23 protein-coding genes and 1 tRNA gene are annotated in these 19,536 nt (G+C 56.3%); 12 read left to right on the top strand and 12 right to left on the bottom strand.

The window, feature by feature from the left end; all coding sequences use genetic code 11:
• Positions 1-25: 25 nt before the first annotated feature.
• Genes SYC_RS14190 through SYC_RS11300 form a run of 3 tightly spaced genes read left to right on the top strand, consistent with a single transcriptional unit; the run spans position 26 to position 1,797 of the window.
• On the top strand, positions 26-181 hold the full coding sequence (locus SYC_RS14190; protein ID WP_336884506.1) for a hypothetical protein: 156 nt from the start codon (positions 26-28) through the stop codon (positions 179-181).
• A 39-nt stretch (positions 182-220) separates the two neighbouring features.
• Positions 221-904, top strand: a complete 684-nt coding sequence (locus SYC_RS11295; RefSeq protein WP_336884507.1) for a 4-hydroxybenzoate octaprenyltransferase — start codon at positions 221-223, stop codon at positions 902-904.
• Positions 901-1,797, top strand: coding sequence for a S66 peptidase family protein (locus SYC_RS11300; protein ID WP_011244442.1), 897 nt, complete (start codon positions 901-903; stop codon positions 1,795-1,797). The genes SYC_RS11295 and SYC_RS11300 overlap by 4 nt, the downstream gene beginning before the upstream one ends.
• Positions 1,798-2,096: 299 nt before the next feature.
• Here the strand turns inward: SYC_RS11300 and SYC_RS11305 are convergent, their stop codons facing one another.
• Positions 2,097-2,219 carry a photosystem II protein Y gene (locus SYC_RS11305; RefSeq protein WP_011244443.1) on the bottom strand — a complete coding sequence of 41 codons (123 nt, stop codon included), beginning with the start codon at positions 2,217-2,219 and terminating at the stop codon, positions 2,097-2,099.
• A 46-nt stretch (positions 2,220-2,265) separates the two neighbouring features.
• Positions 2,266-2,814: a gamma carbonic anhydrase family protein gene (locus SYC_RS11310; RefSeq protein ID WP_011244444.1), complete on the bottom strand. Its 549-nt coding sequence runs from the start codon at positions 2,812-2,814 to the stop codon at positions 2,266-2,268.
• A 157-nt stretch (positions 2,815-2,971) separates the two neighbouring features.
• Here SYC_RS11310 and SYC_RS11315 point away from each other — a divergent pair, with 157 nt between their 5' ends.
• Positions 2,972-3,478 (top strand): TIGR02652 family protein, encoded by a 507-nt coding sequence (locus SYC_RS11315; protein ID WP_011244445.1) that lies wholly within the window; start codon positions 2,972-2,974, stop codon positions 3,476-3,478.
• Between the two features lie 47 nt (positions 3,479-3,525).
• On the opposite strand, the gene SYC_RS11320 is transcribed toward SYC_RS11315, so the two are convergent.
• Positions 3,526-5,328, bottom strand: a complete 1,803-nt coding sequence (locus tag SYC_RS11320) for a proline--tRNA ligase (RefSeq protein ID WP_011244446.1) — start codon at positions 5,326-5,328, stop codon at positions 3,526-3,528.
• 206 nt (positions 5,329-5,534) lie between these two features.
• Between SYC_RS11320 and SYC_RS11325 the strand changes: the two genes are divergently transcribed.
• Together SYC_RS11325 and SYC_RS11330 are read left to right on the top strand one after the other, a co-directional pair.
• A complete protein-coding gene (locus SYC_RS11325) occupies positions 5,535-5,906 on the top strand; it encodes a helix-turn-helix domain-containing protein (protein WP_011244447.1) in 372 nt (123 codons plus the stop codon).
• Between the two features lie 138 nt (positions 5,907-6,044).
• On the top strand, positions 6,045-6,434 hold the full coding sequence (locus SYC_RS11330; protein ID WP_231621394.1) for a cyclic nucleotide-binding domain-containing protein: 390 nt from the start codon (positions 6,045-6,047) through the stop codon (positions 6,432-6,434).
• A gap of 120 nt (positions 6,435-6,554) precedes the next feature.
• On the opposite strand, the gene accD is transcribed toward SYC_RS11330, so the two are convergent.
• On the bottom strand, positions 6,555-7,472 hold the full coding sequence (accD, locus tag SYC_RS11335; RefSeq protein WP_011244449.1) for an acetyl-CoA carboxylase, carboxyltransferase subunit beta: 918 nt from the start codon (positions 7,470-7,472) through the stop codon (positions 6,555-6,557).
• Positions 7,473-7,595: 123 nt separating this feature from the next.
• Complete coding sequence (locus SYC_RS14015) at positions 7,596-7,739, bottom strand: hypothetical protein (RefSeq protein ID WP_011378252.1); 144 nt, start codon at positions 7,737-7,739, stop codon at positions 7,596-7,598.
• Positions 7,740-7,844: 105 nt separating this feature from the next.
• Here SYC_RS14015 and SYC_RS11340 point away from each other — a divergent pair, with 105 nt between their 5' ends.
• Complete coding sequence (locus tag SYC_RS11340) at positions 7,845-9,485, top strand: CTP synthase (RefSeq protein WP_011244450.1); 1,641 nt, start codon at positions 7,845-7,847, stop codon at positions 9,483-9,485.
• Between the two features lie 3 nt (positions 9,486-9,488).
• Complete coding sequence (locus tag SYC_RS11345) at positions 9,489-9,875, top strand: 6-pyruvoyl trahydropterin synthase family protein (protein WP_011244451.1); 387 nt, start codon at positions 9,489-9,491, stop codon at positions 9,873-9,875.
• 52 nt (positions 9,876-9,927) lie between these two features.
• Here the strand turns inward: SYC_RS11345 and SYC_RS11350 are convergent, their stop codons facing one another.
• From SYC_RS11350 to SYC_RS11375, 6 genes are all read right to left on the bottom strand, one after another.
• Positions 9,928-10,269, bottom strand: a complete 342-nt coding sequence (locus tag SYC_RS11350) for a hypothetical protein (RefSeq protein ID WP_011244452.1) — start codon at positions 10,267-10,269, stop codon at positions 9,928-9,930.
• 33 nt (positions 10,270-10,302) lie between these two features.
• Positions 10,303-10,387: transfer RNA gene (locus SYC_RS11355), tRNA-Ser, on the bottom strand.
• Positions 10,388-10,477: 90 nt separating this feature from the next.
• A complete protein-coding gene (locus SYC_RS11360) occupies positions 10,478-10,840 on the bottom strand; it encodes a hypothetical protein (RefSeq protein ID WP_011244453.1) in 363 nt (120 codons plus the stop codon).
• A gap of 188 nt (positions 10,841-11,028) precedes the next feature.
• Positions 11,029-11,280: a hypothetical protein gene (locus tag SYC_RS11365; protein WP_011244454.1), complete on the bottom strand. Its 252-nt coding sequence runs from the start codon at positions 11,278-11,280 to the stop codon at positions 11,029-11,031.
• 76 nt (positions 11,281-11,356) lie between these two features.
• Complete coding sequence (locus SYC_RS11370; RefSeq protein ID WP_011244455.1) at positions 11,357-11,665, bottom strand: DUF3181 family protein; 309 nt, start codon at positions 11,663-11,665, stop codon at positions 11,357-11,359.
• A gap of 63 nt (positions 11,666-11,728) precedes the next feature.
• Positions 11,729-11,974, bottom strand: a complete 246-nt coding sequence (locus SYC_RS11375) for a 2TM domain-containing protein (protein ID WP_011244456.1) — start codon at positions 11,972-11,974, stop codon at positions 11,729-11,731.
• Between the two features lie 153 nt (positions 11,975-12,127).
• Here SYC_RS11375 and SYC_RS11380 point away from each other — a divergent pair, with 153 nt between their 5' ends.
• The 3 genes from SYC_RS11380 to uvrC all read left to right on the top strand — a co-directional run bounded on the left by SYC_RS11380 (position 12,128) and on the right by uvrC (position 16,170).
• On the top strand, positions 12,128-13,579 hold the full coding sequence (locus SYC_RS11380) for an Ig-like domain-containing protein (RefSeq protein WP_011244457.1): 1,452 nt from the start codon (positions 12,128-12,130) through the stop codon (positions 13,577-13,579).
• A gap of 116 nt (positions 13,580-13,695) precedes the next feature.
• The gene (locus SYC_RS11385) at positions 13,696-14,175 is read left to right on the top strand and encodes a hypothetical protein (RefSeq protein ID WP_011244458.1); all 480 of its coding nucleotides are present in this window, start codon (positions 13,696-13,698) and stop codon (positions 14,173-14,175) included.
• A gap of 63 nt (positions 14,176-14,238) precedes the next feature.
• Positions 14,239-16,170, top strand: coding sequence for an excinuclease ABC subunit UvrC (gene uvrC, locus SYC_RS11390; protein ID WP_011244459.1), 1,932 nt, complete (start codon positions 14,239-14,241; stop codon positions 16,168-16,170).
• Between the two features lie 80 nt (positions 16,171-16,250).
• Here uvrC and pdhA read toward each other — a convergent pair whose 3' ends face one another.
• Positions 16,251-17,279 carry a pyruvate dehydrogenase (acetyl-transferring) E1 component subunit alpha gene (pdhA, locus tag SYC_RS11395; protein WP_011244460.1) on the bottom strand — a complete coding sequence of 343 codons (1,029 nt, stop codon included), beginning with the start codon at positions 17,277-17,279 and terminating at the stop codon, positions 16,251-16,253.
• 350 nt (positions 17,280-17,629) lie between these two features.
• Here pdhA and SYC_RS11400 point away from each other — a divergent pair, with 350 nt between their 5' ends.
• On the top strand, positions 17,630-19,525 hold the full coding sequence (locus SYC_RS11400) for an ARC6/PARC6 family protein (RefSeq protein WP_011244461.1): 1,896 nt from the start codon (positions 17,630-17,632) through the stop codon (positions 19,523-19,525).
• Positions 19,526-19,536 lie beyond the last annotated feature (11 nt).

A 19,536-nucleotide genomic window follows, 5' to 3' on the forward strand; every position in this document is an offset into this window, starting at 1 on the left:
TAATAAAGCCGCATCTGACAATGCCATGAGTACCTCTCTCCCCCGTGAATCGACTTGGCTGGCAGTCATTCGCCTGTTGCGCTGGGATAAGCCAGCCGGGCGATTGATTCTGTTGTTGCCAGCGCTATGGGCGGTGGTCTTGGCTTCTGGCGGACGGCCTGATTTTGGTCTGATCTGGTAGATTATCTGCGGCGGTTTGGCGGCTAGTGCGGCCGGTTGCGTGATCGATGATCTTTGGGATCGCAACCTCGATCCGCGGGTTGAACGCACCAAGCAAAGGCCCTTGGCCTCCCGTCGCCTGTCCACAAGAGTCGGCGCGATCCCGGCGATCGTGTCGCTGTTAGCGGCTTGGGGGTTGGCTCAATTTCTGACGCCGCTGGGCTACTGGCTGTGCGTGGCAGCTGTGCCCGTGATCGTGCTCTATCCGGGGGCAAAGCGTGTCTTTCCGGTTCCGCAACTGGTGCTGGCGATCGCCTGGGGATTTAGTGTGCTGATCAGCTGGGCGGCGGTGCAGGGGGAGCTGACTTGGGCAGCGATCGCCCTCTGGGCAGCAACCCTGTTTTGGGCCCTTGGCTTTGATACAGTCTATGCCTTGGCCGATCGCGAGGACGATATCCAAGTGGGAATCCAGTCCAGCGCTCGCTTCTTTGGCGACTTAGCCCCACTGGCGATCGCAGCTTGCTACCTGTTGACCAGTCTCTTTCTGGCCTGGACGGGGGCTCTGCTCAACCTCCATCCCCTCTTTTGGCTGGCTTGGGGCGGAGCGACGGGCTTGTGGGTCTATCAAAGCTGGCGCTTGCGCGAGCCCCTGCCTCGGGCAATCTATAGCCAGCTGTTTGCTGAGAATGTCTCGATTGGTCTACTGGTGCTGACGGGCTTTTGGCTGGGAGCTTGGTTGCTGTGACTGTGGCCTGGCCAGCACCCCTTCAGCCCGGCGATCGCTTGCTGGCCATTGCACCCAGCGGTTGCCTGCGCGAACTAGATGCCCTACAAGCGGCTCTGGAACTCTGGTGGCAGGCCGGCTTTTCAATCGATTTGGCACCTCACTGGCGAGATCAACAGGGCTACCTAGCGGGTAGCGATCACGATCGCTTAGCGGACTTAAAAGAAGGGTGGCTGGATCCGCGCTATCGCGGCTTGGTTTGCATTCGTGGTGGCTGGGGTGCAGCACGACTGCTGGAAGCTTGCGATGACTGGCCAACTCCGCCGCAACCGAAGTGGCTGGTCGGCTTTTCTGATATCACCACGCTGTTGTGGACGCTGACTCGCCAGCAACGGGGAGCCATCCATGCTCCTGTGCTGACTACCTTGGCAGCGGAACCGGCGCGATCGCGGCAGCGACTTTGGGATTGTCTGCAAGGCAAACCGTTAGAACCGCTGACCGGTAGCGTTTGGGTGCCTGGCTCTGCCCAAGGCCCGCTCTATCCTGCCAATCTGACCGTGGCGACCCATCTACTCGGAACGCCTTGGCTACCCGACCTACGCGGCGCAATCTTGGCGATCGAAGATGTCTCAGAACAACCCTATCGGCTCGATCGCCTGCTGACTCAGTGGCGTTTGAGCGGTCAGCTGCAGCAACTGGCCGGTATTGCAGTTGGGCGCTTTAGTCAGTGCGATCCGCCCAGCGATCGCCCAAGTTTTACGGTGGAAGCTGTCTTACGCGATCGCCTCAGTGACCTCGGGATTCCTGTCCTCGCCGATCTTCCGTTTGGTCACGACGGCGAAAATGCAGTGCTACCAGTCGGGGCAATCGCCCAGATTGCGGGTGATCAATTGCAGATTCACTGGCCCGCTTAAACTCTATCTCAATTGCGATCGCGTTAATCAGAATAATCAGGACGTTTTATTGGGATTGATTAGCCTCAAACCCGTGGTCAACACCAGAGAGTCTTACCCGCAGCGATCGCGATTCAGCCGATCAGTCTCACCCGAAATCTTGTTGCGTGAGTGTGGGGGTGCGCAATCACCCCTACGGACAGAGGCTGTTGACTCTCAACCTGTTCGTCTAGACCTAGATTGTCCTAAATGGCTAGCAGATCCCCATAAAAAATCCCCGCCAGCTAGGGCGGGGATCCAGCACTTTTATCAATCTGAAATTATGCTTGGTCGCCTTTCAACGCTCGGTTGATCTGCTCCAACGCTGCTTTGCCGATGTTGAACACCGCCCAGCCCCCTGCCAACAAAATTGGAGCCAGGACAACAATTAAACGCCAGTCCATCTCAACTCTCCTGAATGATTGCGCCGATCGCGCAGACTTTCCTTGATTATTGTGCGGATTCCGATCTTTTTTCGCTAGTCTTGCCGGCTTGTTGTTGGGCGTGGGCTTCGGCTAAGGCCACATAATGCTGGGCATGTTGGCGGAGATCGGCGATTTCAGCGGCACTCAGCGATCGCACAACCTTGGCAGGAACCCCCATGGCTAGGCTACCAGCGGGGATCGACTTGGTGACGACGGCACCCGCCCCGACGATGCTTCCCGCGCCGATCTGGACACCATTGAGCACGATCGCGCCAATGCCAATCAAACTACCGGCCCCAATATTGGCGGAGTGAATCACGGCCCGGTGCCCAACGGTGACGTCTTCTTCCAGAATCGTGGGCTGACCCGGATCGCCATGCAGTACGGCTCCATCTTGAACATTGCTATTGCAGCCGATTTCAATGCGCTCGACATCGCCCCGCAGAACTGCCGTGGGCCAAATGCTGACGCCTTCGGCTAGAACGACATCGCCACAGATCACGGCGCTCTCTGCCACATAGGTCGCCCGCTGACAGTCCGGTTCACCCCAAGTGCGATCGCCAAATGCCGCCATCTTTGTGCCCCTGCTGATTGGAATTTCAGTGCCATTGTCGGCTGCAGGACTGCTGTTGCCGCAGATAGGCCGTAAATTGAAAGCCTTGCTGAAGGGTCGGCCCCTCATCGCGATCGCTCGCTAGAATGTCGCCCTAGATGCCCTGCAAGGATCTCGAATGGTCTATTCGGCCGCTCAGTATCCCCTCTTTGGTGCCGAGATCAGTTGCCCTCACTGTCGGCAGAATATTCCGGCGCTAACACTCACCGATGCCTATCTCTGCAATCGGCATGGTGCTTTTGAGGCAAACCCTGAGACAGGCGAGCTGGTTCACCTGCAATCGGGCCGAACTTGGCGGCGTTGGGAGGACCAGTGGCATCGTCAGCATACGCATCCAGATGGACTGCGTTTTGAAATTCATGAGGCCCTCGATCGTCTCTTCAGCCAAGGACAGCACGCAGTACGGGTCACGATCGCTGATCGCTACCGCGAGTTACTGCGCAGTTATTGGCAGCGATCGGGGGGACTAGGCGCTGCTGCTTGCAGTGAGCATCGAATCTATGGGCTGCCAGTACAGTTCAGCCCCTCACCAAAGGAAGACCCTTGTGGGGCGGTGATCAATTTCCAGTTGGAATCGAAGGACGGCGCACTGTTGCGCTATCCCCACTTCCGTTTGTTTGAATAGGGCGATCGCTTCACTTGGACGTTGCTAGGAGGCGATCGCGTCAGAGCCTAAACGATCGCGGCTGCAATCCAGTCTTGCACTGTTTCAACCACTGAACCCACAGCAATCACACTGGATTCCTTGCTAGCCCGCTGCACTACCTCGACCTTGCCTTCCTTCAGCGATCGCCCGGTGACGATGCGGTAGGGAATGCCAATCAGATCGGCGTCTTTGAATTTGACGCCTGCCCGCTCATCGCGATCGTCGAGTAGTGTTTCAATCCCTGCTGCTGTCAAATCCGCATAGATTTTCTCAGCTGCTGCGACCTGCTCCGTGTCCGTGATGTTGGGAATCACCACCACCGCTTGATAAGGCGCGATCGCAACTGGCCAGATGATGCCGTCCTTGTCGTAGGACTGTTCCACTGCAGCCTGAGCCACCCGCGACACCCCAATGCCATAGCAGCCCATCCACAAGGGTTCCTCAGTTCCATTTTCGGTGGTGAAGGTCGCGCCCATCGCTTGGGAATATTTCAGACCCAACTGGAAGATGTGACCTGCTTCAATCCCGCGAGCAGATGCCAACACTTGGCTGGAATCATGCTGAGCGCGATCGCCGACTAGGGCTGTCCGCAGATCCACCACGGCTGGTTTCGGGAAATTGGTTTCCCAATTCGCGCCGACTACGTGGAAGTTGACTTCGTTGGCACCTGTGACGAAGTTCTGCAGTTCTGCCGCCGTCGGATCAACAAGCCGTAGGAACTTGGGAATGATGCTCTCGTTAACCGCGATCGCAGAATCCGCCAGATCAGGGCCGAGATAACCCAGCGGTAGCGGCGCCGCTGTCCATTTCTTCAGGGCTTCTGCATCCGGCACCGTCAAGGCAATCACGGTTTTGGCACCGTAGTCCGCCGCCCGACGAGTCAGCTCATTGGTCAGCTTGATCTCATTGACGCTTTGGTCGCCGCGAATGCTAATCAGAATCGGCAGCAGTTTGCCGTTATCAAAGACTGCTTGATACAGGACTTGCTTAACAACCTGCGTTGGATCAGCTTTCAAGAACTCGCAGAGGCTTGCGATCGTGTCAGTGCCGGGGGTTTCTCGCTTTTCAAAAGTTGTGAAAGCAGAGGCGATCGCTTCCGCAGGCAGTGAGACAGCTTTCTCAACGTTGGCAGCGTAGCGCCCATCTTCGGTGTAGAGAATTTCGTCTTCGCCCGCATCCGCCAGAATCATAAATTCCTGCGAGGCAGAACCACCGATTGCACCGGAATCTGCTTCAACGGCGCGGAATTGGAGACCACAGCGCCGGAAGATATTGCGATAAGCCTGATCCATTGCCGCGTAGGTCTGGCGCAGACTTTCCTCATCAGCATGGAAGGAGTAGGCGTCCTTCATGATGAATTCCCGACCCCGCATTAGACCAAAGCGCGGCCGAATCTCATCCCGGAATTTAGTCTGAATTTGATAGAGGTTCTGGGGTAGCTGGCGATAGGAACGAATCAGATCCCGCGCCACAGCAGTGATCACTTCCTCGTGGGTCGGCCCCAAGCCCAACTGCCGTTGTTGGCGATCGTCCAGAGAGAACATGATCCCCTCGGCCTTGGCGTAGGTCTCCCAACGCCCCGACTCTTGCCAGAGTTCCGCCGGTTGCAGTTGCGGCAACAAGGTTTCCTGTGCGCCGGTCGCATCCATCTCTTCGCGCACAATCTGCGAGACCTTGCGTAATACCCGCCACATCAGCGGCAAGTAGGCGTAGATGCCGCTGGCAATCCGGCGGATATAGCCCGCCCGCAAGAGCAATTTGTGACTGGGAATTTCCGCTTCTGCTGGATCCTCGCGGAGGGTCACAAACAGCATCTGAGAAAGGCGCATGGCAGCAAACTTGAGCAAAGAAGCACCCTTCAGCCTACCGCGCCCTTGGCTCGCACTGTGCTGGAAGAGTGGTGGTACTTGCTATCACCCAGCCCAGCCGTCAAGAACACTGAGGACTCCAGTGTGCGGAAAAACCCTGACCTTTACGGCCGATTCAAATTTTGCGTGGCACCCTTAGAGGCAGACTGCCAAGAAGAGGACCTACCATGGCCATTCTCTGGAATCTTCCTCGGCTGGCGCGCGATCGCAGCTTCAATGCGACGTCCCTCGCTGAGGTGACGGGGCTGCCGCTGACCCTAGTCGAAGGCTGGCTTCAACAGCGGTTGATGCCACCCCTCACCGCCCACGAACTCGATCGCCTCTGTCAGGCGTTGAACTGCCAACCGGGGGACTTGCTGGTGGCTGAAGCACCCGAAACAGTTTTGGCCTGCGAGGGTGAACAAACCTGTCTGGACTCGCTGCTAGATGCCAAGCTCCACATCTTCCATGAGGAGATGAATGGACATTTGACTCGCATGCAGATTCAAGTCAGTGATGAGGCGATCGCCGATGGTGATCCGATCAGCTCCGGTACCTAAAAGTGCGATCGCAAGCCTCTTAATTGGCTGCGGATCGCTGCGTCTTAACCGCTTCTGAATCTAAGCCTGCTATAGGTCGATCAGGGAGTGATGCTCGCTGAGTGCCACCCCCGATCGTTGCTGATTGGAGATGCTGTCATGCCTCGTATTCGCCCTGCCGAAATTGTGGAAGCTTGGCAGAAGCACGGTGAACCGCTGTTGGTGCCTGCGGGTTCGGTGATCTTCAATGCTGAAGAACAGGGCACCACGATGTATGGCCTGCTGGAAGGCGAAGTCGTACTTAAGCGGGGCGATCAAGAGCTGGAGCGAATCACTGCCGGTGATGTTTTTGGTGAAGGCGCGATCGCGCAGGATCAACATCAGCGTTTCTCGACTGCAGTGGCGGCAACGGATTGCAAGCTAGCAACTCTGGACCGCGAACGCTTTCTCTTCCTGATTCACAACTCGCCTGTTTTTGCCCTGGATGTAATCGCCAGCCTCAGCACTCGGTTGCGGGCGATCAAAGGTAGCCTCGAGCCGAGCCAGTAGCAGCGCGATTACTGACATCACGTCAGTCGCCCTTGTCGCCCAATAGGAGACAGGGGGCTTTAGCCCCTTGTCCTAGAGGGGTGAAACTTGAACTCCCTGACTTAACTCAGTTGCCAAATCCTAGAGGGGTGCGGTGGCAGGACTAGAGGATTCGAGCAGGGGCAGCTTCATTTCAGGCGATTGCGGCTGGTGCAGACGAATGAGTTGCGCCAAGGTCTTCTTCAATTGCGTACGTGGCACAATCGTGTCGACGAAGCCGTGGGCCTGCAGATATTCCGCCGTTTGGAAGTCGTCGGGTAGCTTTTCGCGCAGGGTTTGCTCAATCACGCGCCGTCCCGCAAAGCCAATGAGTGCCTTGGGTTCCGCGATGATCAAGTCTCCCAACATGGCAAAGCTGGCTGTGACACCGCCGGTAGTCGGGTGGGTCAAAATCGGCAGATAGAGCAAACCGGCTTCGCGGTGCCGTTCCAGTGCGCCCGAAATTTTGGCCATCTGCATTAGGCTGAGCATGCCTTCTTGCATCCGTGCCCCACCGGAAGCACAGACGATGATCACGGGCGATCGCTGCTCGGTGCCTTTTTCGATCAAGCGAGTCAGTTTTTCGCCGACGACAGAACCCATGCTGCCGCCCATGAAGCGAAAGTCCATCACACCCAGCGCGACCGGCTGACCTTCGAGCAAGCCGACGCCAGTGCGAACCGCATCACTCAGACCCGTGTTGGCTTGGGTTTCCTTTAGGCGATCGCTATAGGACTTGCGATCGCGGAAACCGAGCGGATCGGTGGGCGAAACTGCTTCATCCAAAAACTGCCAAGTGCCGGGGTCGATCAACTGGCGAATGCGCTCATCGCTGTAGATGCGCAGGTGATGACCACACTGCAAACAGACCATCAAATTGGCCTGCAAATCCTTGGTGTAAGTCAGAGCGTCGCAGGACTCACACTTCGTCCAGAGACCATCGGCAATTTCGCGCTCTTGATAGTCGTGAACGACGGGTTCGGTCTTACGGCGATTGGCAAACCAGTCCAAGAGCGACATGGTCTGAACCCGACTCAACAGCCTTCCTATGGTAACTCACGCTACCGAGCAGAACAGTCCGGAACAGGGCTCGGCGATCGCTCCACTCCAGTCGCTATCAAGGTTCACAACTCACTGAACGGCTTACCCCAAGAGCAGCCCCAAATCCGTTGGAGCCGGCAGCATGCCGCCACGGCTATCCAAAATCTGTACGAGGATGAGATAGGCGATCGCCAGCAATAGCGAAATTGCACCCGTCACAATAGCCATGAGTTTGGAGCGATCCATAGGGGTTCGGCGACAGTTCGCCCCGATTGTACTGCCTGCGACCCGCCCGCCATGTTAGAGTCGATCGCTGTGCCAACAGCGACTGGGACTGAACGCTGGAAGAGTATGACTAAGTTCATCTTTGTGACCGGTGGCGTGGTTTCCAGCATCGGCAAAGGAATTGTGGCCGCGAGTTTGGGGCGGCTCCTCAAGTCGCGGGGCTATTCGGTTTCGATTCTCAAACTCGACCCCTACATCAACGTCGACCCCGGCACGATGAGCCCCTACCAACATGGGGAAGTGTTTGTGACGGCGGACGGGGCGGAAACAGACCTCGACCTTGGACACTACGAGCGCTTTACCGACACACCGATGTCACGCCTCAACAGTGTCACCACCGGCTCGATCTACCAGGCGGTGATCAACAAAGAACGGCGGGGTGACTATAACGGTGGCACGGTGCAGGTCATTCCGCATATCACTGCCGAAATCCGCGATCGCATTCACCGCGTTGCCCAAGACACCCATCCTGATGTGGTGATTACAGAAATTGGCGGCACAGTGGGCGACATTGAATCCCTGCCCTTTTTAGAAGCGATTCGCCAATTCCGTAAGGATGTGGGACGTCGCGATCTCGCTTACATTCATGTCACTTTAGTGCCCTGGATTCCGTCTGCTGGTGAGATGAAAACCAAGCCGACGCAGCACTCGGTCAAAGAGTTGCGATCGATTGGCATTCAGCCCGATATTTTGGTCTGTCGTTGCGATCGCCCGTTGCAGGCCGGCATGAAGGAAAAAATGTCGGAGTTCTGCAATGTTTCACCAGAAGCGGTGATCACGTCGCAGGATGCCAGCTCGATCTACGAAGTGCCGTTGATGCTGGAGCGCGAAGGCTTAGCAGAGCAAGTGCTCGACATTCTGCAACTTGAGCAGCGGCAACCCGATCTGACTCAATGGCAACGCTGGGTGCATCAGCTCCAGAACCCCAGCCGCCGCGTTGAAGTGGCGATCGTGGGCAAGTATGTGCGACTGAATGACGCCTATCTCTCGGTCAGTGAGTCTCTGCGCCATGCGGCAGCTAGTGCTGATGCTGATCTCCAGCTGCGCTGGGTCGATGCGGAAGATCTCGAAAATGGCGATCCGGCAACCTATCTAGATGGCGTGGATGGCATCGTTGTCCCCGGTGGTTTTGGGGCTCGTGGGGTAGATGGCAAAGTCGCCGCGATTCAATTCGCCCGCGATCACCAGATTCCTTTCTTGGGCTTGTGTCTAGGGATGCAAGCAGCGGTGATTGACTGGGCACGTAATGTGGCAGGCTTGGACGGTGCTAACAGTGCCGAATTTGACCCAGAAACGCCCCATCCTGTCATTGCGCTACTGCCTGAGCAGCAGGACGTGGTCGACTTAGGCGGCACGATGCGCTTGGGTCTTTGCCCTTGCAAAATCCAGTCTGGTTCCTTGGCACAGCGGCTCTATGGCGAAGACATCATCTACGAGCGGCATCGTCATCGCTACGAGTTCAATAATGCTTACCGCAGTCTCTTCCTCGAAAGTGGCTACTGTGTCAGTGGCACCTCGCCCGACAGCCGCTTGGTGGAGATTGTCGAGCGTCCTGATCATCCCTTCTTTATTGCCTGTCAATTCCACCCAGAGTTTGTCTCGCGTCCAAATCATCCCCACCCGCTCTTCCAAGGCTTGATCAAAGCAGCGTTGGGTAGCGACCTGACTCTGGTGGATCCTGCTCCTCTGCCTGCGGAAACGGTTTAATTTATGCCGCGTTGGACTCTGAGTACTGAATTTCACTTCAGTAGCGCCCACTGCATTCGGGACTATGACGGTCCTTGTGGGCGAATGCATGGTCACACCTATCACGTGCGGATTGAAGCGATCGCCTCTGAACTCAGCCCCTCTGAATACTGCCCCCATCCAGTGATGGTGGCGGATTTTCGGACATTACGCTGGGCTAAAAAAGATGTCACCAAGGGAGGACTCGATCACTGTGTCCTCAATGAGGTGATGCCGCCTGAGTATGAGACGACGGCGGAAATGATTGCGAAGTACATCCACGACAAGACAAAAAATATGCTGCCGCCGGGTACCCAGCTCAAGGTTGCAGTCTCAGAAACACCGAATTCTTGGGCGACCTACGAGGATTAAAGCGATTGAAAATGGCGCTCATGCCTGAAGAGAGTGCTGCTGACGGAGGCAATTATTGTGACTTACGATCGCTTGCTGCCTCTTCGCCATCTTGAGACTCCTCGAGACACGTAGAAACCGATCGCAGGTTCTCAGGAATTGGTTGGTCGGTCTTAAAGCTCAATTGCACTTCTGTCAGCGAGAGATAGCCAGATTCTAAAAATGAAAGCAACATTCGCTGGAGGGCGGGCCAAATTTCAGCTTCAAATTCCCAAGGGCGATCGCGGCGGGCGCGAGCAGCGATTGACTTTAGTGCCCAAAAATAGGAATTCCGCACCATGCCACCAGTCTTGCGATAGGTTGGCGCATCTTCCTCATGGATATAGAGGACATTCCCTTGGATCCAAGCACGCATCGGAGTCGCGGCAGTAACGGAACAAGCGGGAAACGGAGAGGGTGGGATTCGAACCCACGGAACCTTGCGGTTCAAACGATTTCAAGTCGTTCGCATTCGACCACTCTGCCACCTCTCCAAGGTTGGCTGCGCAATAACCGGAGACGAAGCAGTCCCAGCAATCACTGCTTGATTGTACTCAATTCCGCGCTCAGACTCCAGCCATGGCCTAGGTTAGCGGACTCAGGGGGGACTGTTCGCGCTCTAGCGTGCACAGTTGCGCGTAGGTCGAGACTTTGCGCTCCAGTGGAATATCCATCGCTTTGAGGCGATCGCGGAGCCAGTCTGCAAACTCAGTCCCCTGTAGCCGCAACAGCTCAGCTTGATCGAGGAGTGTCAGGGCTTCCCGCCAAAAGGCAAGCTCTTCCTCGGGGGCTTGCATCTCCACCAGCCCCTCCAAACCCTGACCACTCTCAGGGTGAATAGCGGTTGAAAACTGAATGCCCTGACCATTGCGGAGGTGACGCAACACCATCACGAGCACACTCTCGATCGCGGCGGGTTCACCCTCTAAAGAGATGGTCAATTTCATGGGCAGGGCCTACGCTGCTGACCACTCTAGAGCGGATTAACCCCTAAGAAGACTGGTAGCAACAGCGTGAATTGGGGCGAGATGAGCGATCGCCGTGGACCCGATTACCTCAGAAAACTGAGGGTTGCTGCGCAGAAATACCCCGCGATCGCAAGACTCGCATTGGGAGCGCGATGGGAATCCTGAAATCAAGAGATCATCTTCTCGTGGTGAACGGGGACTGAGATTTCTAGACGGCCGCCATTGCGCATGTCGAGATTGTTGACGCTATAGAAATTCGCTTTAATTCCAAACTGATCGAGTTCCTTGGCCAGTTCTTCAATCAGAACTTTCTCAACTTGGGGCAATTCATCCGCAACAACATTGATCAATTTGGCTGCTAACTTTCCGACCCGCTGGCGGATGATTTCATGGGGATTGGTAATTTCAATCAGAATCATGATCGTTTAGAAGCAATCAGGGCAGGAACAGCAGCAAATCGTGCGATCGCCAAATATAGAAGGTTCTAGCCGCTGCTCACAGTCGTTTATAAAACTCTTCAAGAACTTCAATCAGCGCTGTGACGCAGGACATAGGAATCAGGTCGAGCAGTGAAATTTGACGGCGACCGCCGCCAACTTTGACGGGAAACTGACTCAAGGTCGTCATGACCGTGTTTTCATCAATCTGGCCTTGCTCCAACGAAGGAAGCAGAAGTTCTGCCAGTCGTCGGCTGAGCTTTGCATCATCGAGGTAGAGATGCCACTGAGCAATATCGAGATAGATTTGATCGCCAATTTCAGCTGCCAATTGTTCGAGCAGCTCGGTTGAGATGGCATAGCTCATAGCGGTGTCAGGGGTTTTTGCCCCCCTACCCTAGCCTCCTCCTTGGAGCGATCGTGAATTTCTTCACTGGGCTTCAGATTTATCCGGACGATCGCGCCAAATAAAGATCGCATGTAGGCCCAAACCGGCAAACCAGAGCAGCGTCACCGTCGAGAGATGCTCAAACGGATGCCCGAGCTGTTGAAAAAACCACAGCCCAGAATTGATTGCTGAAAACAGGGCGATGTGCAGGGCAAAGTTGATGCGATTTTCGAGGCGACGGTAGGCCGGATCGTTGGGGTCGGGTTCGCGGGGCCAGCGTGGAGGCATGACAAGACTATCGGCTGTGTTTTTCGTAGCTTAGCGGACGCCGGGATCAGCATTGGTGCCACTCCGGCCTTCAGCGAGCCAGCCTCTGAAGACCGTTAGAGCGGACTGCTAGAGTGGGCTGGTCATGCTGCTGTTCTTTTCTTTTGTCTACGCGTGTGGTTTCGACTTCCCTTTGAACGACGGGCGATCGCAGCTTTGCTGGTCCTGTTCTTCTGCAGTCTCGTCCTAGTGACCGTGGGCGATCGCAGCCGACCGACGGTGCGTTGGTTCAACTGGGCCGATCGCGCTGTGGGAGCCGACGCCACCGCGATGTTGTTCACCTTTAGCCGTCCGATGGAACCGGCTTCCATCGAGTCATCGTTTGAACTCACACCAACCTTCCCTGGCCGGTTTAGCTGGGCAGGTCGGCGCTTGGCATTCACGCCGGAATTACCGCTGCCCTACGGCTTGGAGTATCAGGTGCAGATGGCTAGCGGTCAGGAAAAGCGATCGCCTGCCCGTAGCCTCACACCGTTTGAGGCCAAGTTCCGGACCCACGATCGTGCCTTTGCCTATCTCGGAATTGAGGGGGAAGAAGAAGGGCGACTGCTGCTCTATAACCTGACGCGTCAGCAACAGCAAATATTGACGCCTCCCGATTGGGTGGTGCTTGATTTTCTGCCCTATCCCCACGGCGATCGCATTTTGTTTAGTGCAATTCCTCGCCAAGAAAGCGCCACGATCGCAGCGGCGGCGCTCTACAGCGTTACCACTGGCCTCAACTACTGCAATCCAGAACCTGGCCCTTGTCAGCCGCGATCGCGGGGCGGCGAAGTTCAAGAAATCCTCAGCAGCAACGACTATCAAAACCTTGCCTTCGACCTCTCCGCCGATGGGCAGACGATTATCGTGCTGCGCAGCAACAAAAAGATTGCTAATGCTGCCCTAGAACTCTGGAAGCTGCCTGCTGAGGGCGACCCCAGTGTCATTCAGCGGGATCCGGGCGGTGAGTTTCGCATTGCCCCAGACAACAACTCCTTGGTTATTGCCCAAGGCCAGGGCTTGGCTGTACTGCCCCTCGAACCTGGGAGTCAACCCCTCGATTTCTTGCCCCAATTTGGGCGTGTGTTGGGCTTTAGTCGAGATGGCACGCAAGCTGCGACTGTCCGTTTTAACTCCGACTTTAGCCAGTCATTATTTTGGGTGGACAGCGCTGGCAACCGTCGCGAACTGCGCAGCGTTGATGGGGAAATCCTCAGTGCTGACTTCTCTCCCAACCGCAAGGCGATTTATAGCCTGCTTAGCGACAGCGATGATGCGGAATTTCTCTCGCTGATTGCCTTTGACCTCCAGGCTGATAAGCCCACCGGCACCCTACTCCTCAAAATTCCGCGTGAAGGGCCGGTCAGCCTCGACTTAGCCCCGGATGGATTAGCGGTCATTTTTGATCAGCCGATCGCCCCAGACAAGACTGCAGTTAACCGTTCAGCGGTTGAGAGTGTCAGTAGTCAATTGTGGGTGTTGCCGCTGTCGCCACCTGGCAGCCAACTAGCCCAAGCGGAGACTCAACTGCCACTCCCCAAGGCTCTGTCCCTCCAAGGGGTTCGTCCGCGTTGGGTGCCTTAGTCAGCATCGAGGGGCGATCGCGGTTGGTAACTCACAACTCAATCGTTCTTCAAATTTCTGCTGCCCACTATATTCCCGCTGCAAACTGAGAGCATCGATCGCCCTCAGATAAGCCCATGACTGCATTTCAGGCTCGATTGCGCTGGCCTCTGTTGGCGCTACTGCTGGTCGTGTCTGGGCCGCCGGCTAACGCTGACACAGTCACGGGTTCAGGTAACCTGCGACAGCAGCGACCCGTGCAGCGACTCCAAGGCAATTGCCCCACTCAAATTCAACTCACGACGAGTTGGCGCTGGTATGAAGGAGGCGGGGAGCATCTGGTAATCCCAGAGACGACGGCTACGGCGGGGCGATCGCGCTATGTGACTGGAACTGCCAAGACCGCTGAATATCAAGCGCCGTTGCTGCCTGATTTTGCTTCCTGTGTCGCAGAAGTGCGGCCCAGTGCCGACTTCCCCTATCGCTTGGTCTGGAAGGCGGGTCGCCTCACTTTTCGGGTCGAACTACCTGCCGATACGCCAGCCAATCCCTCTCGGATCAGCCAACGAGCCATTCTGGACGGCCGTCCCTACGTGCGCTGGCAAATTGCGGACTAGTGCTGTGGGGTCAGCGATCGGGATCAAGATCGCTAGAGTAAAAGGCGGTTAAGGGATTGCCCGATGATCGCTGCGACGCCAATGCCACTGCTGAAGCAACCCGATCGCCTGGAAGCGCGATTGCGGGAGCTACCGGCTGAGCCCGGCGTTTATTTCATGCGTGATGCCAGCGATCGCATTCTCTACATCGGCAAAAGCAAAAAGCTGCGATCGCGGGTGCGTTCCTATTTCCGTGACCTCGAGCGGCTTAACCCCCGCATCAATTTGATGGTGCGGCAAGTTTGTGAAATCGAAATTATTGTTACCGATACAGAAGCTGAGGCACTTGCTCTCGAAGCAAACCTGATTAAACAGCATCAGCCCCATTTCAATGTCCTGCTCAAGGACGACAAGAAATATCCCTATCTCTGCATCACTTGGAGCGATGACTATCCTCGTATTTTTATCACTCGCAAACGGCGACTAGGGAATAGTCGCGATCGCTACTACGGCCCCTACGTTGATACGCGCTTACTGCGCCACACACTCTTTTTAGTCAAGCGTTTGTTTCCGCTGCGGCAGCGACCCCAACCGCTGTTCAAAGATCGCACTTGCCTGAATTACGACATTGGTCGCTGCCCAGGGGTCTGTCAGTCGTTAATCCGACCGGATGACTATCGCAAGACACTGCAGAAAGTCGCGATGATCTTCCAAGGGCGCAGCAGCGAATTAGTGGAGCTGCTCGAAGCGCAAATGCTGCAGGCAGCCGAGAATTTAGAGTTTGAAAAAGCAGCGAAAATTCGTGATCAAATTCGTGGCCTGGAAGGCTTAGGGGCGGAGCAGAAAGTGCAGCTCCCGGATGACCGAATCTCGCGAGATGCGATCGCGCTGGCAATGGATGAGCAGCATGCTTGCATCCAACTCTTTCAGATTCGGGCGGGTAAGTTAGTCGGTCGACTAGGGTTTGTGGCGGATGCTCAATCGGGTAGTGCTGCTGCGATCGCGCAACGGGTGTTAGAAGAGCATTACGCCAGCGTTGATTCGGTGGAAATTCCTCAAGAAGTCCTCGTTCAGCACGACCTCCCTGAAGCAGAATTGCTAGAAGTTTGGCTCTCGGAGCGGCGGGGCCGCAAAGTCGAGATCCTGTCTCCACAACGGCAGATCAAAGCTGACCTCATCGCCATGGTCGAGCGCAATGCAGAGTACGAACTGGCCAGAACTCAGCAGTCGGCAGAACGCCATACTGCCTCACTGATTGATCTGGCGGATCTGTTGGATTTGCCCGAGTTACCTCGACGAATTGAAGGCTACGATATTTCCCACATTCAAGGGTCGGATGCGGTGGCTTCGCAGGTGGTCTTCATTGATGGCTTACCCGCCAAGCAACACTATCGCCGCTACAAGATTCGCAACCCTGAAGTTCGCGCCGGTCATTCCGATGACTTCGCCAGTTTAGCGGAGGTGCTCCACCGGCGTTTCCGCAAGTTTGCGGAGGCGAAGGCCCGAGGTGAATCCTTGGCACCCAGTGAACAACGACAAGGTAGTTTATTGCGACCGGATGACCTCGCAGATTTCCCCGATCTGGTGATGATTGATGGCGGTAAAGGACAACTCTCAGCTGTTGTCGAAGTTCTGCGCAATCTGAATCTGCTGGAGGATGTCAAGCTCTGCAGCTTGGCTAAGAAGCGTGAGGAAATTTTCTTGCCAGGAGCTTCCGATCCGCTGCCAACGGATGCCGAACAACCGGGCGTCCAATTACTCCGGCGGCTGCGCGATGAAGCCCACCGCTTTGCGGTTAGTTTTCATCGCCAGAAACGAACGGAACGGATGCGGCGATCGCGCTTGGATGACATTCCGGGGTTGGGCCACAAGCGCCAGAAAGAGCTGCTGGCTCACTTCCGTTCAATTGACTATTTGCGATTGGCAACGCCTGAACAAATTGCCGAAGTGCCCGGTATTGGCGCAGTTCTTGCCCAGCAAATTTGGGGCTATTTCCATCCCAGCGAAACAGCTTGAGTTCTAAAAAAAGCGATCGCACCGTTTTCCTTCCGGCTGGGAGGGTTGATGCGATCGCTAGCTTGTCGTCAGACCTCGGCTTAGTCTTCTGCCCAGATGTAGCGGGTCAGCTCTTCCGGCTTCGGTTCAGGGCTGGAGATCGCAAATTCCACCGCCTCAGCAACCAAAGCTTCGATCTTCTTATCGATTGCTTTCAGTTCTTCGTGAGTTGCCAGATTGAACTCCGTTAGATGTGCCGCAAAGCGTTTGATCGGATCGCGAGCCAACCAGAACTCTTTCTCTTCTTTTGAGCGAAGTTCATCCGGATCCGCCAGCGAGTGGCCCCGGAAGCGATAGGTCAATGCCTCAATCAGTGTCGGGCCTTCACCCGCTCTTGCCCGCGCGATCGCCTCTTGTGCCACGGCGCGGACTGCCAAGACATCCATCCCGTCGACTTCGACGCCGGGCATGCCGAAGGCAGGGCCTTTTTTGTAGATTTCCGGATCGGAGGTTGCCCGCTCATGGGACATCCCGATCGCCCATTTGTTGTTCTCTACCACAAACAGGATCGGCAACTTCCAGAGCGTCGCCATGTTCAAGCATTCGAAGAACTGGCCGTTGTTAGCCGCGCCATCACCGAAGAAACAGGCTGTGACTTGATCTGCGCTGGTGTCGCCCAAGGCATTGCGGCGGTAGGCCGTAGTAAATGCTGCACCCGTAGCGACGGGAATCCCTTCAGCTACAAAGGCAAAGCCGCCCAGCAAATTGTGCTCAGCCGAGAACAAGTGCATCGAGCCGCCCCGACCGCGACTGCAGCCGGTCTCTTTCCCAAAGAGTTCCGCCATCACCTGACGGGCAGGGACGCCCGCACTCAAGGCATGGACGTGATCGCGATAGGTGCTGCAGACGTAGTCATCTGATCGCATGGCCTTGATAATGCCGCTGGCAACCGCCTCTTGCCCGTTGTAGAGGTGGACGAAGCCAAACATCTTGCCGCGGTAATACATCTCCGCACACTTGTCCTCGAAGGTGCGGCCTAGAACCATGTCCTCATAGATGCGCAGGCCTTCCTCGCGACTGACCTGAGCCTGAGAAGCCTGAAAACTAGGCAGTGTACGTTCCTGAACCATAGCGGCGGCGTTCCGGTGATAGAGCACGAGCTTGCCGACTAAAGGCTAAGCATCGCCATTCCTTAGATTAAAGCAGTCTGTCGGCGGCGCTGTGCCGGTTAACACCAGTCTGTCGCTGACAGCGGTTGCCTTTCTGGGGCTTGCCTGTGGGGTCGAGTAACCGATCGCTGGGATAAGAGTTGGTGCTTCTGGCTCTCAAGAATAGGGTTTTCCGTCGCGTATTCCCGATCACATCCCCCTGTGTCTGCTACGGAGATAACGCCGATCACTCAACAGAATTGGTAAGTTGACGGTCAAGTTGGGATGATGAAGTCGGCTCAAGCTGGCGATCCGGATCTGGTGGGTGTTCTGTGCGTATTCCTCTCGATTACTACCGAATTCTCTGTGTTGGCGTGCAAGCCTCGGCAGACAAACTTGCCGAAAGCTACCGCGATCGCCTCAACCAATCGCCCTCCCATGAGTTTTCAGAGCTGGCATTGCAGGCGCGGCGGCAACTCCTCGAAGCAGCGATTGCTGAGCTGAGTGATCCCGAACAGCGCGATCGCTACGATCGCCGCTTTTTTCAGGGCGGTCTGGAAGCGATTGAACCAAGCCTAGAACTCGAAGACTGGCAGCGAATTGGAGCCCTGCTGATCCTGCTGGAATTGGGGGAATACGATCGCGTTTCGCAACTGGCTGAGGAACTCCTGCCAGACTACGACGCGAGCGCAGAAGTACGCGATCAGTTCGCGCGGGGTGATATCGCCTTGGCGATCGCACTATCCCAGCAATCCCTCGGTCGAGAATGCCGTCAGCAGGGTCTGTACGAACAGGCCGCCCAGCACTTTGGCCGCAGCCAGTCTGCCCTAGCCGATCATCAGCGCTTTCCTGAACTGAGTCGAACCCTGCACCAAGAACAAGGACAGCTACGGCCCTATCGCATTTTGGAGCGGTTGGCCCAGCCCTTGACTGCCGATAGCGATCGCCAGCAGGGTTTGCTGTTGTTGCAGGCGATGTTGGACGACCGGCAGGGCATTGAAGGCCCTGGGGATGATGGCTCGGGGCTGACCCTTGATAACTTTTTGATGTTTCTCCAGCAAATTCGCGGCTATCTGACCCTGGCTGAACAGCAGTTGCTGTTTGAATCGGAAGCGCGTCGGCCCTCGCCGGCTGCGAGCTTTTTTGCCTGCTACACCCTGATTGCGCGGGGCTTTTGCGATCACCAACCCTCGTTGATCCATCGCGCCAGCTTGCTCTTGCATGAACTCAAGAGCCGCATGGATGTGCACATCGAACAGGCGATCGCCAGCCTATTGCTCGGACAGCCCGAAGAAGCTGAGGCGCTACTCGTCCAGAGCCAAGATGAGGAAACCCTCAGCCAAATCCGTGCCCTAGCCCAAGGGGAAGCCCTGATCGTCGGTTTGTGCCGATTCACGGAAACCTGGCTAGCGACCAAGGTATTTCCGGATTTCCGCGACCTCAAGGAAAGGACTGCGCCGCTGCAGCCCTACTTTGACGACCCCGATGTCCAGACCTATCTGGATGCGATCGTGGAGTTGCCGTCCGATTTGATGCCAACGCCGCTACCCGTTGAGCCGCTTGAGGTGCGATCGTCGTTGCTGGCCAAGGAACTGCCGACCCCAGCAACGCCTGGTGTAGCTCCACCCCCTCGCCGCCGTCGCCGCGATCGCTCCGAACGTCCTGCTCGCACGGCCAAACGCTTGCCCTTGCCCTGGATTGGTTTGGGGGTTGTGGTGGTTCTCGGCGGTGGAACAGGGGTTTGGGCTTGGCGATCGCGTTCCAATTCCACCCCGCCGACCCCGCCCCCCGTGGTTCAAACGCTGCCTGAGGCGGTACCTGCCCCTTCGCCCGCGCCAGTTACCGTTGCCCTCGATCGGGCTCAGGCTGAAACTGTGTTGCAAAACTGGTTGGCCGCTAAAGCTGCAGCCTTGGGGCCTCAATACGATCGCGATCGCTTAGCGACGGTGCTGACCGGTGAGGTTCTGCAGACTTGGCAGGGTTTTTCTAGCCAGCAGGCCAACACCCAGCTCACATCACAGTTCGATCACAAGTTAACCGTCGACTCAGTTCAGCTCAGTGACGGTGATCAACGAGCAGTAGTCCAAGCCAAGGTCGATGAAGTTGAGCAGGTCTATCGAGGCGACCAGCTGCTCGAAACGCGCCGAGATTTGGGCTTGGTGATCCGCTACCAGCTCGTGCGCGAGAACAACATCTGGAAAATTGCTTCGATTAGTTTGGTGCGCTAGGAATTCGCAAG

It is taken from the genome of Synechococcus elongatus PCC 6301 (assembly GCF_000010065.1).
GTDB lineage: Bacteria > Cyanobacteriota > Cyanobacteriia > Synechococcales > Synechococcaceae > Synechococcus > Synechococcus elongatus.

Coding starts and splice junctions, on each gene's coding strand:
- SYC_RS11325 (WP_011244447.1), top strand. CDS start 5,535: ATGGCCATTCTCTGGAATCTTCCTCGGCTGGCGCGCGATCGCAGCTTC.
- SYC_RS11345 (WP_011244451.1), top strand. CDS start 9,489: ATGCCGCGTTGGACTCTGAGTACTGAATTTCACTTCAGTAGCGCCCAC.
- SYC_RS11385 (WP_011244458.1), top strand. CDS start 13,696: ATGACTGCATTTCAGGCTCGATTGCGCTGGCCTCTGTTGGCGCTACTG.
- SYC_RS14015 (WP_011378252.1), bottom strand. CDS start 7,739: ATGGATCGCTCCAAACTCATGGCTATTGTGACGGGTGCAATTTCGCTA.
- SYC_RS11320 (WP_011244446.1), bottom strand. CDS start 5,328: ATGCGCCTTTCTCAGATGCTGTTTGTGACCCTCCGCGAGGATCCAGCA.
- SYC_RS11305 (WP_011244443.1), bottom strand. CDS start 2,219: ATGGACTGGCGTTTAATTGTTGTCCTGGCTCCAATTTTGTTGGCAGGG.
- SYC_RS11310 (WP_011244444.1), bottom strand. CDS start 2,814: ATGGCGGCATTTGGCGATCGCACTTGGGGTGAACCGGACTGTCAGCGG.
- uvrC (WP_011244459.1), top strand. CDS start 14,239: ATGATCGCTGCGACGCCAATGCCACTGCTGAAGCAACCCGATCGCCTG.
- SYC_RS14190 (WP_336884506.1), top strand. CDS start 26: ATGAGTACCTCTCTCCCCCGTGAATCGACTTGGCTGGCAGTCATTCGC.
- pdhA (WP_011244460.1), bottom strand. CDS start 17,279: ATGGTTCAGGAACGTACACTGCCTAGTTTTCAGGCTTCTCAGGCTCAG.
- SYC_RS11365 (WP_011244454.1), bottom strand. CDS start 11,280: ATGATTCTGATTGAAATTACCAATCCCCATGAAATCATCCGCCAGCGG.
- SYC_RS11315 (WP_011244445.1), top strand. CDS start 2,972: ATGGTCTATTCGGCCGCTCAGTATCCCCTCTTTGGTGCCGAGATCAGT.
- SYC_RS11350 (WP_011244452.1), bottom strand. CDS start 10,269: ATGCGTGCTTGGATCCAAGGGAATGTCCTCTATATCCATGAGGAAGAT.
- SYC_RS11360 (WP_011244453.1), bottom strand. CDS start 10,840: ATGAAATTGACCATCTCTTTAGAGGGTGAACCCGCCGCGATCGAGAGT.
- SYC_RS11340 (WP_011244450.1), top strand. CDS start 7,845: ATGACTAAGTTCATCTTTGTGACCGGTGGCGTGGTTTCCAGCATCGGC.
- SYC_RS11370 (WP_011244455.1), bottom strand. CDS start 11,665: ATGAGCTATGCCATCTCAACCGAGCTGCTCGAACAATTGGCAGCTGAA.
- SYC_RS11375 (WP_011244456.1), bottom strand. CDS start 11,974: ATGCCTCCACGCTGGCCCCGCGAACCCGACCCCAACGATCCGGCCTAC.
- SYC_RS11330 (WP_231621394.1), top strand. CDS start 6,045: ATGCCTCGTATTCGCCCTGCCGAAATTGTGGAAGCTTGGCAGAAGCAC.
- accD (WP_011244449.1), bottom strand. CDS start 7,472: ATGTCGCTCTTGGACTGGTTTGCCAATCGCCGTAAGACCGAACCCGTC.